This window comes from Halomonas sp. AOP43-A1-21, from assembly GCF_052376775.1.
Classification (GTDB): domain Bacteria; phylum Pseudomonadota; class Gammaproteobacteria; order Pseudomonadales; family Halomonadaceae; genus Vreelandella; species Vreelandella colorata.
Window position 1 is genome coordinate 96940 of sequence record NZ_JBQSWC010000008.1, and the last position, 16380, is coordinate 113319.

General features: G+C 54.7%; 14 protein-coding genes. 8 read left to right on the forward strand and 6 right to left on the reverse strand.

Features of this window, described 5'->3' with window-relative positions:
* The first annotated feature begins 3 nt into the window (after positions 1-3).
* A complete protein-coding gene (locus ACT3R7_RS06560) occupies positions 4-1185 on the forward strand; it encodes an aminoglycoside phosphotransferase family protein (protein ID WP_496198900.1) in 1182 nt (393 codons plus the stop codon).
* A 13-nt stretch (positions 1186-1198) separates the two neighbouring features.
* On the opposite strand, the gene ACT3R7_RS06565 is transcribed toward ACT3R7_RS06560, so the two are convergent.
* The gene (locus ACT3R7_RS06565; protein WP_496198901.1) at positions 1199-1321 is read right to left on the reverse strand and encodes a hypothetical protein; all 123 of its coding nucleotides are present in this window, start codon (positions 1319-1321) and stop codon (positions 1199-1201) included.
* A 546-nt stretch (positions 1322-1867) separates the two neighbouring features.
* Between ACT3R7_RS06565 and ACT3R7_RS06570 the strand changes: the two genes are divergently transcribed.
* The 5 genes from ACT3R7_RS06570 (at position 1868) to cysQ (ending at position 8675) form a co-directional block, all read left to right on the forward strand.
* Complete coding sequence (locus ACT3R7_RS06570) at positions 1868-2923, forward strand: glycosyltransferase (protein WP_496198902.1); 1056 nt, start codon at positions 1868-1870, stop codon at positions 2921-2923.
* A gap of 63 nt (positions 2924-2986) precedes the next feature.
* Positions 2987-4564 (forward strand): phosphoglucomutase (alpha-D-glucose-1,6-bisphosphate-dependent), encoded by a 1578-nt coding sequence (gene pgm / locus ACT3R7_RS06575; RefSeq protein WP_496198903.1) that lies wholly within the window; start codon positions 2987-2989, stop codon positions 4562-4564.
* Positions 4565-5274: 710 nt separating this feature from the next.
* A complete protein-coding gene (pgi, locus tag ACT3R7_RS06580; protein ID WP_496198904.1) occupies positions 5275-6948 on the forward strand; it encodes a glucose-6-phosphate isomerase in 1674 nt (557 codons plus the stop codon).
* A gap of 24 nt (positions 6949-6972) precedes the next feature.
* Positions 6973-7827, forward strand: a complete 855-nt coding sequence (locus ACT3R7_RS06585; protein ID WP_496198905.1) for a UTP--glucose-1-phosphate uridylyltransferase — start codon at positions 6973-6975, stop codon at positions 7825-7827.
* 86 nt (positions 7828-7913) lie between these two features.
* On the forward strand, positions 7914-8675 hold the full coding sequence (gene cysQ / locus ACT3R7_RS06590; RefSeq protein ID WP_496198906.1) for a 3'(2'),5'-bisphosphate nucleotidase CysQ: 762 nt from the start codon (positions 7914-7916) through the stop codon (positions 8673-8675).
* A gap of 1215 nt (positions 8676-9890) precedes the next feature.
* Here cysQ and ACT3R7_RS06595 read toward each other — a convergent pair.
* The 3 genes from ACT3R7_RS06595 to gdhA form a co-directional block, all read right to left on the reverse strand.
* The gene (locus ACT3R7_RS06595; protein ID WP_496198907.1) at positions 9891-10400 is read right to left on the reverse strand and encodes an REP-associated tyrosine transposase; all 510 of its coding nucleotides are present in this window, start codon (positions 10398-10400) and stop codon (positions 9891-9893) included.
* Between the two features lie 240 nt (positions 10401-10640).
* A complete protein-coding gene (gene rnk / locus ACT3R7_RS06600; RefSeq protein WP_018915570.1) occupies positions 10641-11054 on the reverse strand; it encodes a nucleoside diphosphate kinase regulator in 414 nt (137 codons plus the stop codon).
* Between the two features lie 152 nt (positions 11055-11206).
* Positions 11207-12559, reverse strand: coding sequence for an NADP-specific glutamate dehydrogenase (gene gdhA / locus ACT3R7_RS06605; RefSeq protein ID WP_417420405.1), 1353 nt, complete (start codon positions 12557-12559; stop codon positions 11207-11209).
* Between the two features lie 811 nt (positions 12560-13370).
* Here gdhA and ACT3R7_RS06610 point away from each other — a divergent pair.
* Both ACT3R7_RS06610 and ACT3R7_RS06615 read left to right on the forward strand, forming a co-directional pair.
* Complete coding sequence (locus ACT3R7_RS06610; protein WP_496198908.1) at positions 13371-13499, forward strand: hypothetical protein; 129 nt, start codon at positions 13371-13373, stop codon at positions 13497-13499.
* A 247-nt stretch (positions 13500-13746) separates the two neighbouring features.
* A complete protein-coding gene (locus tag ACT3R7_RS06615) occupies positions 13747-13893 on the forward strand; it encodes a hypothetical protein (protein ID WP_496198909.1) in 147 nt (48 codons plus the stop codon).
* 146 nt (positions 13894-14039) lie between these two features.
* Here the strand turns inward: ACT3R7_RS06615 and ACT3R7_RS06620 are convergent, their stop codons facing one another.
* Both ACT3R7_RS06620 and rfaH read right to left on the reverse strand, forming a co-directional pair.
* Positions 14040-15647: a gamma-glutamyltransferase family protein gene (locus ACT3R7_RS06620; RefSeq protein ID WP_496198910.1), complete on the reverse strand. Its 1608-nt coding sequence runs from the start codon at positions 15645-15647 to the stop codon at positions 14040-14042.
* A gap of 181 nt (positions 15648-15828) precedes the next feature.
* Positions 15829-16377: a transcription/translation regulatory transformer protein RfaH gene (gene rfaH / locus ACT3R7_RS06625; RefSeq protein ID WP_496198911.1), complete on the reverse strand. Its 549-nt coding sequence runs from the start codon at positions 16375-16377 to the stop codon at positions 15829-15831.
* Positions 16378-16380 lie beyond the last annotated feature (3 nt).

Below are 16380 nucleotides of genomic sequence, written 5' to 3' on the forward strand. Positions count from 1 at the left end.
CCCATGTTGAAACCTATAAAGAAAACGGCTGTACTCGGCTTTGTTGATAGGGTGTGTGAAAAGGCGGTAAGTGGTTGGAGTTTATCGCCGTATGTCATTGTTATGGTAAATGGTCAGGAACGTTTTCGTCTTGCTTGCAGCCGTTATCGTGAGGATGTCAAAACGGCAGGGCTATCGCTTTGTGGCAACGTAGGGTTTTATCAAAAATTAGTGCTGGCGCATGGGGATGTGGTGAGGGTCGTAACACAGCAAGGGGTACCGCTGCGGCATAGTCCTTGGCTTTTTAGGGACTCACAGCGAGGGGATTGGTTACCTATGACCTTGTCTCATCAGCACGCTGAGTACAATGCCGTCGCTGAACTTCCTAGCCAGTTATCGGTAGAAGGCTTTCAACCATTGTTTGGGCAGTCTGGGCGGCGTGTAGCGGGAGCGGTGCTTCAAGTCGCTAACCAAGCGCCGGTCGTGGTGCGTTTTGATGTGGACCACGCGGCTCATACTAATGTGATGCGGTTATATGACAAGATAATAAAACCACGCCAGCTTGCTGCGCCGCTACTATTAACAGCGCTTCCTCAGAAGGGCAGTATTTTACAAGTATTTGCCTATCAACAAGGTGTCACTCTGGATAAAATTGGCAATGGCTGGGAGGAGTGGGTGCCGATGGTTATGGCGCAGTTGCTCACTCTTCAACAAGCAGGCGTGGCAGAGCGAGGCTCTTTAAAGCGCCGGGCTAGCCGCCTTAGAAGCCTGTTATATAAATTATTTCCTTTGGTGTTTGCGCAAGCCTTAAGAGAAAATTTTAATAAGCGTGAATTAGCATTTCTTCTTTTGTTGGTGCGTATTACGGCCCGCTTGCCTCGCGTGTTGTCACATGGTGACCTGCATCGTAATAATGTACTTATCGATACCCAGCAGCGGCAGGTGGCTCTGATTGACTGGGACCGGTGGGGTTATCTTCCCTTAGGGTTTGACGCTGCGCTGCTATTGCGTGGCTTACCATGGCATGCAGTTGAGCCATTAGTAGGCAAAAATGTCGAGCAACAGTTAGGTGCTTTTGTATTTACCTATCTTTTTCAATGTTTAGACGTTGTGAACTTTGCGCGCTCTGAAGAGGCCGCTTTGCTGCGTACCCGTATTTATGAGTTATATAAACAGTTAAAACCGGATGCCGCTAAAAGCAAGTAGCCCGATGGCCTTATCAATATTCCACGTAGGGCTCCAGCCTGGCGCGGATGGAACGCGAGCGGTGCTGGGTTTCGATGGCCATGTAGCGCGTGGTAAGCGCTAGCGTACCCGCAGCGGCGGCCCGGCGCGGTAGCATTGCGCAGCGATGCCGGGGTTGGGTGGCAAAGCCAGGGCGGCTTGGCGCCGCCTCCCGCGGGTGCCTAATTTGCTCGTGCCTCGCAAAACGTTACCACGCGCTACGAGTGCTTAAACGCCGACGTAACGCAATGACATGTAGCGCGAGGTAAGCGCCAGCGCACCCGCGGGTGCCTAATTTGCTCGTGCCTCGCAAAACGTTACCACGCGCTACGAGTGCTTAAACGCCGACGTAACGCAATGCCATGTAGCGCGTGGTAAGCTCCAGCGCACCCGCGGGAGCATTGCGCAGCGATGCCGGGGTTGGGTGGCAAAGCCAGGGCGGCTGGCGCCGCCTCCCGCGGGTGCCTAATTTGCTCGTACCTCGCAAAACGTTACCACGCGCTACGAGTGCTTAAACGCCGACGTAACGCAATGCCATGTAGCGCGTGGTAAGCGCCAGCGCACCCGCGGGAGCATTGCGCAGCGATGCCGGGGTTGGGTGGCGCGGTACAAAAAATATTATCGCTGAGGGGTGAAGTGGTGAGGTGTAAAGTGAGGCATAAGTTTGAGCAGTGAGACACTCTGGGTAGTGCTCAGCGATGGCGGGCAACCAACGGAAGATATCTACTTTCTGGAATCTGCTGCCCCTGAGCTACGCCGCCAGGGGGTAACGATTGAACGCGTTGCCGCTTCACGTTCTTTTGGCGCTGCTTGGCTGCATGGCCGAACGTTTCTACGTCAATATTCAGGCGCCAATCTACTGCTTTGCCGCTCTTTGTCTCGCGCTTGGCTACGCTGGTTGGAGCATCATCGTAATGCTTTTGGTTACATTGCCTATTTAATCGATGATGATATTGCCGCTGCAGCCCTCGACACAACCTTGCCCAATGCATATCGTCAGCGCATGGCGCGGATTGCGCATCTCCAGCCACGCTTGCTGGCGCTTAGTGATGAAGTGGTGGCATGTAGCGAAAAGCTTGCTCAGCGTTTTTATGCTCGTCATCCTCATGTCTCAGTATTAACGCCGCCGTTAATTGCCTCCTTGCCAGCCCTGGAGCATTTTATACAGCCGCCCTCAGCACAGGCGCCGTGGCAGATTGGTTTTCACGGTACGCGGGCTCACCTTAATGATCTGCTGTATATAGCGCCAGCACTCTGGGCCCTCCAGCAGGGGCGAAAGGATACTCAGCTTGAAGTTATGCTGGGCAAACATACGCCTAAACAGCTTGCTGAATTACCTCGGATCAAAACGCCAGCTCCGCTACCATGGCATGCGTTTCGCCGCTACCAGGCTAGCCGCCAACTGCACATTGGCGTGGCGCCACTTTTAGAAACCCGGTTCAACCAGGGTAAGTCATTTATTAAGTTTCTGGATATTACTGCAATGGGGGGCGTGGGCATTTACTCAAACCGCTACCCTTATACAGAGATAGTTCGCCACGGTGAAAACGGGTTATTAGTAGAAGACTCGCCCCAGGCATGGCAGGCTGGTTTGCAACAGCTACTAAATAATCCGCAAGCTACTGCGGCTATGGCACGCCAGGCTGCTAGTGATGCATTGAAAATAGGCGATCCGCACATCGCGCTGACCTTTTGGCAATCCAAAAAACGTTGCCGCTGAATTTTATATGTTGTTCTGAACCATCTTTTGAGTAGGTAAAGAGTTTCCAAGGGAGTGAAATGTATGGATGCCATTGTAAAAGCCTTTTTTGATGAAAAGCCGAACGCCAACGTCGCTAAAGAGCGCGTGGCTTTCGGCACGTCAGGCCACCGTGGCCGCGCCACCGAGCGCACGTTTAACGCATTCCATATCTACGCCATCACTCAGGCCGTGGTGGATTACCGTGTTGAGGCAGGCTACCAAGGGCCGCTATTTTTAGGCTTTGATACCCACGCTCTTTCCAAACCAGCCTGGGAGTGCGCGCTGCAAGTGTTGGCCGCTAACCAAGTGCCGGTATTGGTTGAAAAAGATCACGGCTATACCGCCACACCCTTGGTTAGCCATGCCATTTTGCAGCACAACGCTTCAAATCAGGCATTAGCCGATGGTTTGATCATTACGCCTTCGCATAATCCGCCTGAAGATGGCGGCATTAAGTACAATCCTTCTCACGGTGGCCCGGCAGATACAGAAGCCACATCGTGGATAGAGCTACGTGCCAATGCCTATCTTCTACGTGAGCTTGGCGATGTGTCGCTGGTTTCCGTGGAAGAAGCGCTTGCTCACGCTCAGGAGTACGATTTTACCGCGCAGTACGTAGCACAGCTGGGCGACGTCGTGGATATGGCGGCCATTCAAAATGCCAACCTGGCGCTAGGCGTTGACCCTATGGGCGGTACCGCATTGCCGGTATGGCAGGCGGTTGCTGCCCGCTACCATCTGAACCTTGAGGTGGTGAATACCACGGTTGACCCGGAATTTGCGTTTATGCCACCCGATCACGACGGCAAGATCCGTATGGACTGCTCAAGCTCGGCGGCGATGGCGAATCTGCTGAATATCAAGGACCGCTTTGATGTGGCGTTTGGCAACGACCCGGATGCCGACCGCCACGGCATTGTCGATACCAACGGCCTGATGAACCCCAACCACTTTCTGGCTGTGTGTATCGACTACCTGATTACTCATCGGCCTGAGTGGGCGGCGTCGCTTAAAATCGGTAAAACGCTGGTGTCCTCCTCGATGATCGACCGCGTTGTGGCGTCTCATCAGCGTGAGCTTTATGAAGTGCCGGTTGGCTTTAAGTGGTTTGTGGATGGCCTGCACCAAGGCTGGCTGGCATTCGGCGGTGAAGAGAGCGCCGGAGCCAGCTTGTTAACGCGTGATGGCAAAGCGTGGTCCACTGATAAAGACGGCATTGCGTTGTGCTTACTGGCCGCGGAAATTCTGGCGGTGACGGGTAAAACCCCTAGCGAGTATTACCGCGAGCTAACTCAGCGCTTTGGCGAGCCTTTCTACAAGCGCGTAGATACTGCCTGCACAGCGGAAGAGAAAGCCACGTTCAAAAAGCTGGATAGCGAAAGCGTAACGGCTCAGGAGCTGGCCGGCGATGCGATCACTGCCGTACTGGTTGCCGCGCCGGGTAACAATGCCAGCATTGGCGGTATTAAAGTGACCACCGAAAACGGCTGGTTTGCCGCACGCCCCAGCGGCACGGAATCGCTTTATAAAGTGTATGCCGAAAGCTTTAAAGGCCCCGAGCATCTGGAAGAATTAATTGAAAGCGCTACCGCCTTGCTCGCCGAAGTATTGAAAGGGTAGGGCAATCGGTTTTGGTGCCCAAGGCCAGAGCGGCTGGCGCCGCCCCCCGCGGGTGCCTAATTTGCTCGTTCCTCGCAAAACGTTACCACGCGCTACGGTGATTACTTGGCTCTAATTCGGCGAGATAAAAATGTAGCGCGGCGTAAGCGTCAGCGCACCCGCGGGAACATCGCGAAGCGATGTCGGGGTTGGTGCCAAGGCCAGAGCCGCGGGGGCCTACTTTGCTCGTTCCTCGCAAAACGTTACCACGCGCTACGGTGATTACCTGGCTCTAATTCGGCGAGATAAAAATGTAGCGCGGCGTAAGCGTCAGCGCACCCGCGGGAACATCGCGAAGCGATGTCGGGGTTGGTGCCAAGGCCAGAGCCGCGGGTGCCTAATTTGCTCGTTCCTCGCAAAAACGTTACCACGCGCTACGGTGATTACCTGGCTTTAATTCGGCGAGATAAAAATGTAGCGCGGTGTAAGCGTTAGCGCACCCGCGGGAGCAGCGCGAAGCGGTGCCGGGTTCGGTGCCAAGGCCAAGGCGGCTGGCGTCATAGCGCAATGCTGGCAATGCCCGTTTACTTTTAACATTTAGCATCGTATAGGAGCTATAATTTATCCTATTGTAAGTTAACGGATTAGCGATCTAAAAAATCGAACTGGCTCTGTATTTGCGTTACCAAAAGCGGGTTCATTGATAGAAACGATGTTTCAAGGATGAAATCATGAATGTATCAAAGCTTTCACGCTCCCCGCGTGCTTATACGCCGGTAACGGCACTGGATGCCCATGCCGAGCAATTACAGGCGCAATCCTTAAGCGATCTTTTAGGTGGCGACACATTATCCGCCCAGCAGCGCGCAAGTGATTTGGCCTTTACCTTTGGCTCGCTTCACGTCGATTTCAGCAAACAACGTATTACCCCTCATACGCTAAAGCTTTTAAGTGACTGGGCACGTAGCTGCGGGGTTGAAACAAAACGCACGGCCTTGTTTGCCGGTGAAAACGTCAATACCTCTGAGCGGCGGGCTGCGCTGCATATGGCAGCGCGCTGGCCAAGCACTAAAAAGCCGCCTAGCGGTATGGAGTCAGCCGCTGCCTTCTGCCAGCAACAACAGGCTCGTTTGGCTGAGATGGTAGCCCGCGTACATGAAGGCCAGTGGTTTGGCGCAACCGGCCAAACCATCACCGATGTGGTGCATATTGGCGTGGGTGGCTCAGATTTAGGGCCAAAATTGATCAGCGAGGCCTTGGCTGACCGCCCAAGCCATGAAAAGGCAAGCGTTCATTATGTTTCCACTATGGATGGTGCACAGTTATTGCCTTTAATGGAGCGCTTGAATCCTGCCACCACGCTTCTGGTATTAGCCTCAAAATCGTTTACCACCGCCGATACCCAGTTCAACGTGCGTACGGCACTCGCTTGGCTAAGTGAGGCATTGGAAATAGATGTACCCACGGTTTGTCGCTATCAATTAGTGGGTGTGTCGTCCAAACCTGAAAAGATGACGGATTTTGGCATTCCTGAGGCGCACCAACTGGTATTTAAAGACTGGATTGGTGGCCGCTTCTCGCTTTGGTCACCCATTGGGGTCAGTGTGGCCATGCAGCTGGGTATGGAGGCGTTTAATGCGCTGCTGGCCGGTGCCCATGCCATGGACCAACACTTTTTAGACGCCCCGCTTGAAGAGAATTTACCCGCTTTGATGGCGCTGGTCGGTGCCTGGAACTGCCAGTTTTTGAATATTCCGACCCATGCGGTACTGCCTTACGATGGCCGGTTGAAGAGTCTATCGGCGTACTTGCAGCAGCTCGAAATGGAGTCCAATGGTAAAAGCGTGGGCTTGGATGGCCGCTCGGTTAATCATGCTACATGCCCGATAATATGGGGCGATGTGGGGCCTAACGCGCAGCACGCGTTTTATCAGTTGCTGCATCAGGGTGGGCATACCGTTAGTGCTGACTTTGTCGCTGTTGCCAAACGCGATGTAGCGGCAGCCGATGACGTAAGCAGTTCGTTATGCGCTCAGGAGCAGCTGACGCTTGCCAATTGCCTGGCTCAATCGCAGCTTTTTGCGCTGGGCGATGATGCCATTCCCGCTTCGCTACGCGGCCATATGGCGCAAGGCTATCGGGGTAATCATCCCAATTCGCTACTCTTGCTGAAAGAGTTGAATGCCTGGGGTATTGGCGCGCTATTAGCGCTTTATGAGCACAAGGTATTTGTGCAGTCGGTGCTTTGGAATCTTAACCCCTTCGATCAACCGGGGGTTGAGCTTGGCAAGCAATTGGCCACTGGCCTTTATGAAATGCTTGCAGGCGAAACACTTGCCCATAACAATGTAAAAGACCCGAGTACAGAACAGCTGCTGTTTAAAATTAACGAGTGGCGCCAGTAACGTAACGAAATAAGGAAGTAAGTAATGACCCAGGTGCGCAAGGCGATTATTCCAGTAGCCGGTTTTGGTACGCGGTTGTTGCCGATTAGTAAGGCAATTCCCAAAGAAATGGTACCCGTTGTTGACCGTCCGTTAATCCAGCATGTGGTAGAGGAAGCGCTGGCGGCCGGTATTAATGAAATTGTGTTGGTGACTCGTTCGGGTAAATCGGCTATTGAAGATCACTTTGATGCCCATGCAGAGCTTGAAGATGCGCTTGCCAGTAAAGGCAAAGATGCCTTGCTGGCAACGCTTGCGGCCATTGCTCCGCCAGAGCTTAAAATTACCAGCGTACGCCAGCCCAATGCCCAAGGCCTGGGCCATGCGGTGTTCTGCGCCGCCCATTTGTTGGGTAAAGATGAGCCGTTTGCTGTTATCCTGCCGGACGTTCTCGTTAAGCCCCAGGCGAATAGCAATACCTGTGACCTGGGCCGCATGGTTGAGCTTTGGGATGCCAGCAACGCCGCACAAATCATGGTGGAAGCGGTTCCACAGGAAGAAGTCTATCGTTATGGTATTGTTGACTGTGACGAACCCAGTGCTGGTGAAAGCGCGGACATGCGCGGCGTGGTCGAAAAACCCAAGCCTGAAGAAGCGCCTTCGCGGCTGTCGGTGATTGGTCGCTATATTCTGCCCTACCGGATTATGGAGCTTTTACGTGACCAGCCGCCCGGTGCCGGTAATGAAATCCAGTTAACCGATGCGATTGACCGCCTAATGCAGGAAGGCCAGCAGGTTCAGGCATTCCGTATGCAGGGGCGTACCTTTGACTGTGGCCATATTGAAGGCTGGCTGCAGGCGAATAATACTCTGGCGCGTGAAGCAGGGTATAACCTGTAAGCACCGGATGCTTATACTTCAATAGAAAACCGCCTATATAGGGCGGTTTTTGCGTTTTTCAGCCACCATTTTTTATAAGGGCCGTTATGGAGAGTTTACTTACGCAGGTGCTGGGCATTGCCCGTGAAGCGGGTAGCGCTATTTTAAAAGTGTATGCTCAGGATTTTAAGGTGGAAATCAAATCCGACCACAGCCCGGTAACGGCGGCTGATAAAGCGGCCAACCAGGTGATTTTAAACGGTCTCAATGTTCTTGAAGAGAAGATCCCTATTCTGTCTGAGGAAGGGGGTGAGTATTTTGTAGGCGCCGATGCAAAAGGGCGTTATTGGCTAATCGACCCGCTGGATGGCACAAAGGAGTTTGTTAAGCGCAACGATGAGTTCACGGTTAATATCGCATTGATTGAGCACGGCAAACCTGTATTAGGGGTGGTGCTGGCGCCGGTATTTAACGTGGCCTATATCGCAGCCACGGGGGTGGGGGCATTCAAGATTGATGAACATGGGCAGCAAACCCCTATTCGCGTTTCTGGTAAGCCGGGCGAAGGCCAGAAATGGCGTGTGATGGGCAGCCGCTCTCACGCACATCCTCACCTTGAGCGTTGGTTGAAACAGTTAGGCCCGCATGAGACACGCCCTATGGGCAGCTCGTTAAAATTCGGCATCATCGCCGAAGGTAGCGCCGATGTGTATCCCCGTTTAGGCCCCACCAGCCTATGGGATACCGCCGCCGCTCAAACGGTCGTTGAACAGGCGGGTGGGCGTGTGGTGACCTTAGATGGAACGCCCTTAAGTTACGCGACCCCTGCGCAAATCCTCAATCCCGATTTTGTTGTTTGGGGTTATTAAGCGTAGAGCGAAGCGGTGACAGGGTTGGGTGCCAAAGCCTGGGCGGCTGGCGCCGCCTCCCGCGGGTGCCTTATGCTCGTTCCTCACATGCGTTACCACGCGCTACGGTTGTTGCCGGATTCCAATTTGGCGTGATACCCATGTAGCGCGGCGTAAGCGTCAGCGCACCCGCGGGAGCATCGCGAAGCGGTGCCGGGTTTGGGTGCCAAAGCCTAAGCGGCTGGCGCCGCCTCTCGCGGGTGCCTTATGCTCGTTCCTCGCATTCGTTACCGCGCGCTACGGTTGTTGCCGGTTTCAAATTTGGTACGATAAAGGTGCTTGCCACATTTCAACCTGATGCGAAATACATGTAGCGCGGCGTAAGCGTCAGCGCACCCGCGGAAGCATCGCGAAGCGGTGCTGGGTTTGGGTGCCAAAGCCTAGGCGGCTGGCGCCGCCTCTCGCGGGTGCCTTATGCTCGTTCCTCGCATTCGTTACCACGCGCTACGTTTGTTGCCGGTTTCAAATTTGGCACGATAAAGGTGCTTGCCACATTTCAACCTGATGCGAAATACATGTAGCGCGGCGTAAGCGTCAGCGCACCCGCGGGAGCATCGCGAAGCGGTGCCGGGTTTGGGTGCCAAAGCCTAGGCGGCTGGCGCCGCCGCTGCGGGTGCCTAATTTGATCGTCCCTCGCAAAACGTTACCACGCTCTACGTTGTTGTCGGTTCCCAATTTGGCACGATAAAGGTGCTTGCCACATTTCAATCTGATGCGAAATACATGTAGCGCGGCGTAAGCGTCAGCGCACCCGCGAGAGCATCGCGAAGCGGTGCCGGGGTTAGGTGCCAAGTCAGGGCGGCTGGCGCCGCCTCCCGCGGGTGCCTAATTTGCTCGTCCCTCGCAAAACGTTACCACGCGCTACGGTGGTTGCCTGGCTCTAATACGGTGGGAGATAAGTGTAGCGCGGCGTAAGCGTCAGCGCACCCGCGGGAGCATCGCGAAGCGGTGTCGGGTTTGGGTGCCAAAGCCTAGGCGGCTGGCGCCGCCTCTCGCGGGTGCCTTATGCTCGTTCCTCGCATTCGTTACCACGCGCTACGTTGTTGCCGGTTCCCAATTTGGCACGATAAAGGTGCTTGCCACATTTCAACCTGATGCGAGATACATGTAGCGCGGCGTAAGCGTCAGCGCACCCGCGGGAGCATCGCGAAGCGGTGCTGGGTGGCAGGCCAGTGCCTATTCCCAATTCATTTCGGCAACGTCGGGAATACGTTGTGAGCCCCAGTCGCTTTCGTACCATCCTTTCTCTACGCATTGATGAAAACTTGACCACTCCCAATCGCGCGGTGCTGTGGCCCAGCCGTGTTTCACTGGGTTGTAGTGAATGTAATCCATATGCCGCTGCCAATCGTGTTCATCACGGATCACGTGCTCCCAGAAGCCGCGTTGCCAAGCGCCTGAGCTTTTATTGGGAAACTGGAATTCATTCGATGCGTATTTTTTGATATCTCTCCAGCGTGATGAGTAATCCGTATCACCTTCCGGCAGAACCCAGAGGCAGTGAAGATGATCGGGAAGTAGTACAAATGCGTCCATTACAAAAGGCCGTTCGTGGCGCACTCGTCGAAAAGCTCTCCCAAGGGCGTTTATATTGAGTTGATCGGCGAGAAACGGCTGGCGCGAATGAGTCACGACAGTAAAGAAATAGGTGCCTCCAGGCACGTATGCTCGCCGATAGGTTGCCATTGCAGCCTTCCTTCAAAAAAATATTTATAAATATTACGAAGTAAGGTTAATGATTTGAGGAGTGTATTTCATCTTTGTGGCGATCGTATTTAAGTCAGGACACCGTTGCGGGTGCGCTAACGCTTACACCGCACTACACGTTCGTTGCATGTATTAAATGTAGTGCGTAAGAAACCTTGGGCGCATCGACTACAGCGCCTGACGACTCTGGCCAGGCGCGAAAGGAGGGGCAAAAAATGCTTAACGATGAAACTGCTGTTCGCGTTCGGGCTGCCATAAGATGGCATCAATGCGAAGGCGTGCTTCAGCATTGTTAGGCAGCGGCCAGTCGATAATATCGCCTACTTTAAGGCCGATAAGGCCAGCGCCAATCGGGGCCATCACTGAGATGCCGTCTTCCACCGTGCTTAGCGCATGGGGGTAAACCAATGTGCGTACCATTTGGCGCCCGCGGGTTAAATCGGTGAAGCGAATTTGGCTATTCATGCTGACCACGTTGTCAGGAATATCCTTGGGATCAATCACTTCCCCGCGGGCTAACTCTTCCTCGAGCAGCGTGGCTACGGCAAGCTCTTTATCGCTTGCGTTATCAATCAAGCGCTGCAAGCGTTCTGCATCAAGACGGTTAATAATAATGGGAGGACGCTGCCCCATGGTTACTCTCCTTAGAAAGCAATGAAATCAATCGTGTACTTCAATTAAACAGTAAATAAACGATTTTTGTACCTATCAATAAAAACAGCCCTCCCCGAAAAGGGAGGACTGTTCGCCAGTGCCAGTGTAAGCGATCTAGCAGAGGAAGGCGATCACATTACTCCTTGCTCTATCATGGCATCTGCGACCTTTCTGAACCCGGCAATATTGGCGCCCAGTACCAGGTTGGTGGGGTCGCCGAACTCTTCTGCCGTGGTGGAGCACTGCTGGTAAATATTGGCCATTATCTCTTTAAGCTTCTGGTCAACTTTTTCAAGCGGCCACTGTTCCATACTGCTGTTTTGCGCCATTTCCAGCTGACTGGTCGCTACGCCGCCAGCGTTAGCAGCTTTACCCGGGCCGTAGGCAATCTTGGCCGCCAGGAAGCAGTCAACAGCCTCGGTGGTGGAGGGCATATTGGCGCCTTCGCTTACACAGTTAACCCCGTTGGCGAGTAGCGTTTTGGCATCGAGCTCGGTTAATTCGTTTTGCGTGGCGCTGGGGAAGGCAGCGTCCGCTTTGATGTGCCAAACCGCATGACCACCTTGCGGGTAATCCCGCGCGCTAATGTAGTGGGCGTCAGGACGTTCGCTTAGGTACTCTTCAAGCGATACACGCTTTACTTCTTTGAGCTGCTTAAGAAGCTCAAGATCGATACCGTTGGGGTCGTGAATCGTGCCGCGAGAGTCGCTACAGGTAATGGGGGTGGCGCCCAGTTCATAAAGCTTTTCAATAGTGTAAATGGCCACGTTACCCGCGCCGGATACCAGGCAGGCTTTACCTTCAAGGCTTTCGCCACGGTCGGCCAGCATGTTTTGCGCGAAGTAAACTGCGCCATAACCAGTGGCTTCTTTACGGCCCAGAGAGCCGCCCCAGTTCAAGCCCTTGCCGGTTAATACGCCTTCATAGCGACCGGTGAGGCGTTTGTATTGCCCGTACATATAGCCAATTTCGCGCGCGCCAACGCCGATATCACCCGCCGGCACATCGCGAGTAGGGCCGATATGACGGTAAAGTTCCGACATGAAGGCCTGGCAGAAACGCATGATTTCGTTGTCTGATTTGCCCTTCGGGTCAAAGTCAGAACCGCCTTTGCCGCCGCCAATAGGCAAGCCGGTTAAGGCGTTTTTAAAGATTTGTTCAAAACCTAGAAACTTGATAGTGCCTGCCGTTACGCTTGGGTGAAAGCGTAAGCCGCCTTTATACGGGCCAAGTGCTGAGTTGAACTGAATGCGGTAGCCTTTATTCACCCGTACTTGTCCTGAGTCATCTAGCCAGCAAACGCGGAACATGATCTGGCGTTCGGGTTCTACCATCCGCTCAATAATGCTGTGCTTAAGATAGTGCGGCTGGCGCTCAAACAGCGGACGCAGGCATTCCAGCACTTCTTCGGCGGCTTGGTAAAATTCAACTTGAGCAGGGCTGCTAAGCTTTAAACGGGTCAGCGTATCGTGAACATAAGGCATGAAAAAGTACCATTTAATAGGGATTAAAAACGTTGTTAGCTGGCCAGCTCTTTCAAGTATTAAACGGCTGATGCTCTTTTTTGCATACCCTATGTCGTTTCGGAATGAGTAAAAAAATATAAAAATTTAGACTAAAGTTGAAAGATTTTCGCTCGAAACTATTTTATTAGTATTTTCTAACTAACAGTAATTAAACGATTTTGGCTGTTGATGCAGAATTGTTGGTGTATAGCGCTAAAGGGGTGACTACCACAGGCGGGCTGATGCTGCGCTGCGGCCGTGCCATCCAACTCTGACACCGCTTTGCGCTGCTCCCGCGCCGGGCCGCCGCTGCGGGTGCGCTAACGCTTACACCGCGCTACATTTGAAAAGTGCCATATTTGATAGGGGCGTGAATCGTTGCGCGTGGTAACAAATCTTGCGAGGTACGAGCAAATGCGGCACCCGCGAATGGCGGCTGCCAAGCCGCCCGGGCCGTGCCATCCAACCCTGGCACCGCTTCGCGCTGCACCCGCGCCGGGCCGCCGCTGCGGGTGCGCTGACGCTTACACCGCGCTACATTTGAACAGTGCCCATATTTGATAGGGGCGCGAATCGTCGCGCGTGGTAACAAAGGCGAGGGACGAGCAAATGCGGCACCCGCGGATGGCGGCTGCCAAGCCGCCCGGGCCGTGCCACCCAACTCTGGCACCGCTTCGCGCTGCTCCCGCGGGTGCGCTGACGCTTACACCGCGCTACATTTGAACGGTGCCATGTTTGATAGGGGCGTGAATCGTCGCGCGTGGTAACAAATCTTGCGAGGTACGAGCAAATGCGGCATCCGCGGATGGCGGCTGCCAAGCTCTCCGGCCGTGCCATCCAACCCCAGCACCGCTTCGCGCTGCACCCGCGCCGGGCCGCCGCTGCGGGTGCGCTAACGCTTACACCGCGCTACATTTGAACGGTGCCATGTTTGATAGGGGCGTGAATCGTCGCGCGTGGTAACAAATCTTGCGAGGTACGAGCAAATGCGGCACCCGCGAATGGCGGCTGCCAAACCGCTCCGGCCTTGCCATCCAACCCTGGCACCGCTTCGCGCTGCTCCCGCGCCGGGCCGCCGCTGCGGGTGCGCTGACGCTTACGCCGCGCTACATTTGAACAGTGCCATATTTGATAGGGGCGTGAATCGTCGCGCGTGGTAACAAATCTTGCGAGGTACGAGCAAATACGGCACCCGCGAATGGCGGCTGCCAAGCCGCCTGGGCCGTGCCACCCAATCCTGGCACCGCTTCGCGCTGCACCCGCGCCGGGCCGCCGCTGCGGGTGCGCTGACGCTTACGCCGCGCTACATTTGAACAGTGCCATATTTGGTAGGGGCGCGAATCGTCGCGTGGGTAACGAAAGCGAGGTAGGCGCATCCGCGGCAGTGTTTGAGCCATCAATGCTGGAGGGTGTTAGTGAATAACAAGGCGGCATTGGGCCGCCTTAGCTTGAATTGGAATTAAACGGGCAATACCGCGCCATCGGTACGCGGCTCGGTGCCGCCTTGAAGCACGTCATTTTCGACGTTGCGTAGAATGATTTGTCCGCGGCCAAAGGTGAGGGCATCGGTGCATCGGACAATATGATGGCCACGCCGCTCAAGCGCTTGGGCGATATGGTCGGGGAAGCCGGGTTCTACCTCAACGGTTTTACCTGCTACCCATTTCCAGCGTGGTAGATCCAATGCAGCCTGTGGGTTGAGTTTATCTGCCAGCATACTGGCGACTACCTGTACGTGGCCTTGCGGCTGCATATATCCACCCATTACCCCGAAGGGGCCAACTGCTTGGTTATTCTTGGTAATAAAGCCGGGAATAATCGTGTGGTAAGTGCGCTTTCCGGGGCGCAGCACGTTGGCGTGTTGTTCATCAAGCGAGAAAGACCAGCCTCGGTTTTGTAGGCTGATTCCCGTGCCGGGTACCACGATGCCCGAGCCAAACCCTTCAAAATTGCTTTGGATGAAAGACACCATATTGCCTTCATCATCGGCGGTTGCCAGATAAACCGTTCCGCCCAGTAGCGGGTTACCATGCAGCGGATCAATCGCTTGTTCGCCAATAAGGGCGGCGCGCTGCTCTAGATAGCGTGGGGCGAGCAGTTGATCGACGCTGTGCGTCATATCGGTGTGCTCGGTGATATAACGTAGGCCATCCACATAGCCAAGTTTGGTGGCTTCGATGCGTCGATGTAGCGTTTCCACCGGGTCGTGGGGCTCATCGCCAAGCGCTTCTAAAATACCGAGCGCCTGCAAGGCGATCAAACCACTGCCGTTGGGTGGGATTTCCCAGATATCGTGACCTTGATAACGGACGTTGATCGGATCGACCCATTCGGGGCTGAAGGCCGCAAGGTCTTCCTTACGCAGAAAACCACCATGCTCACGCGAGAAGGCATCCATGGCGTCGGCTAGCTCGCCTTGGTAGAACGCCTTGGCACCGCTTTGGGCAATGGCGCGAAGCGTTTTGGCCATATCCGGCGAGCGCCAGATGTCACCCGCCTTGGGGGCGTGACCTTCTGGGGCAAAGTGTTCAAACCAGGGCGCAAACTCTGAGCTGTCGTACTGTTTGTAGCGGGTGTAGGCTTTTTGCCACAGCTGGCTCACCACGGGCGAAACCGCGAAGCCCTCTTCGGCAAGCGTAATCGCAGGGGCTAGCAACGTGGGCAGGGGTAGTTTGCCAAAGCGCTCGGAAAGTGTGGCCCAGGCAGCCGGGGCGCCCGGCACGGTAACGGGGATTAATCCGTGCGCGGGCATTTCTTCATGGCCAAGGGCACGCAGTGCATCCCCGCTAATACCCATCGGGGCTCTGCCGCTGGCATTTAAACCGTGCAGCTTATCGCTTACCCATACCAGGGCAAACGCATCGCTACCGATACCATTAGAGGTAGGCTCAACGACGGTAAGTGCTGCCGCTGTGGCAATGGCGGCATCAATTGCATTGCCACCCTGGCGCAATATATCTGCGCCCACCTGAGCCGCCAGTGATTGGGAGGTGGCCACCATGCCGCGTTTGCCAAAAGTGACCATACGCCGAGACGCGGTAGGGTAGTAGTGAGGGTCGAGGTTCATGAGAGAGCATCCTTATGCCTGGGGTGCGCCTGGCAGGCCAATGTTTATGGCTCAACATTAGCAGGATAAGCTTATAAACGTCTTTTGATACTTAGGCTAAGCAAGCGTGCGTTTGCTTAGATGACACGAAGAATTATGCTCACCACTCACCACTCACCACTCACCACTCACCACTCACCACTCACGGCTTACGCAACTGATCCAGAGGCACATTAAGATGTTGAGGCCGCTGGAGTACGTTTAGCAGCACAATAGCGCGCTCTTCCCCCTTGCTGTGCTCAAATATGGCTTCGAGGTCCTTAAAAGGGCCTTCGGTAATGGTGACTTTCTCACCCGCGCAGAAGTAGGTGTGGCTGCCTTCTTGGCGGTGGGGCTGGGCGCGAAGCGCTTCTACTAGTGCACTGGGGACGCTTACGGGGGTATTGCCAAAGGTGAGCAGGCGCAGCACGCCCCGCGTCGAGCGAATGGGCCGCCAATTGCTCACTACTTGGTCAAGGCGAATAAACAGATAGTAGGGGAACAGAGGCTCGGTCACGGTGGCAAGCTTGCCCTGGCGCCTGCGTTTAACGTCCAGCACCGGGTGAAACACCTCATAACCTTGGTTAGTGAGGTGCTCGGCGGCGCGAAAAGATTCGCTGCCTTTACACTGAATGACGTACCAGCTGGCGTGGGCGTCTTCTTCGCGGTGGCAGGGCTCTGTAGCATTCTGCTCTGTATTACTGAGTTCCATATC

Excerpts from the sequence above, each read along its gene's own strand:
- ACT3R7_RS06595 (WP_496198907.1), bottom strand. The coding sequence starts at position 10,400 with ATGGCAACCTATCGGCGAGCATACGTGCCTGGAGGCACCTATTTCTTT.
- ACT3R7_RS06560 (WP_496198900.1), top strand. The coding sequence starts at position 4 with ATGTTGAAACCTATAAAGAAAACGGCTGTACTCGGCTTTGTTGATAGG.
- ACT3R7_RS06620 (WP_496198910.1), bottom strand. The coding sequence starts at position 15,647 with ATGAACCTCGACCCTCACTACTACCCTACCGCGTCTCGGCGTATGGTC.
- gdhA (WP_417420405.1), bottom strand. The coding sequence starts at position 12,559 with ATGCCTTATGTTCACGATACGCTGACCCGTTTAAAGCTTAGCAGCCCT.
- pgm (WP_496198903.1), top strand. The coding sequence starts at position 2,987 with ATGGATGCCATTGTAAAAGCCTTTTTTGATGAAAAGCCGAACGCCAAC.
- rfaH (WP_496198911.1), bottom strand. The coding sequence starts at position 16,377 with ATGGAACTCAGTAATACAGAGCAGAATGCTACAGAGCCCTGCCACCGC.
- ACT3R7_RS06610 (WP_496198908.1), top strand. The coding sequence starts at position 13,371 with ATGCGGCATCCGCGGATGGCGGCTGCCAAGCTCTCCGGCCGTGCCATC.
- ACT3R7_RS06585 (WP_496198905.1), top strand. The coding sequence starts at position 6,973 with ATGACCCAGGTGCGCAAGGCGATTATTCCAGTAGCCGGTTTTGGTACG.
- ACT3R7_RS06565 (WP_496198901.1), bottom strand. The coding sequence starts at position 1,321 with ATGCTACCGCGCCGGGCCGCCGCTGCGGGTACGCTAGCGCTTACCACG.
- rnk (WP_018915570.1), bottom strand. The coding sequence starts at position 11,054 with ATGGGGCAGCGTCCTCCCATTATTATTAACCGTCTTGATGCAGAACGC.
- pgi (WP_496198904.1), top strand. The coding sequence starts at position 5,275 with ATGAATGTATCAAAGCTTTCACGCTCCCCGCGTGCTTATACGCCGGTA.
- cysQ (WP_496198906.1), top strand. The coding sequence starts at position 7,914 with ATGGAGAGTTTACTTACGCAGGTGCTGGGCATTGCCCGTGAAGCGGGT.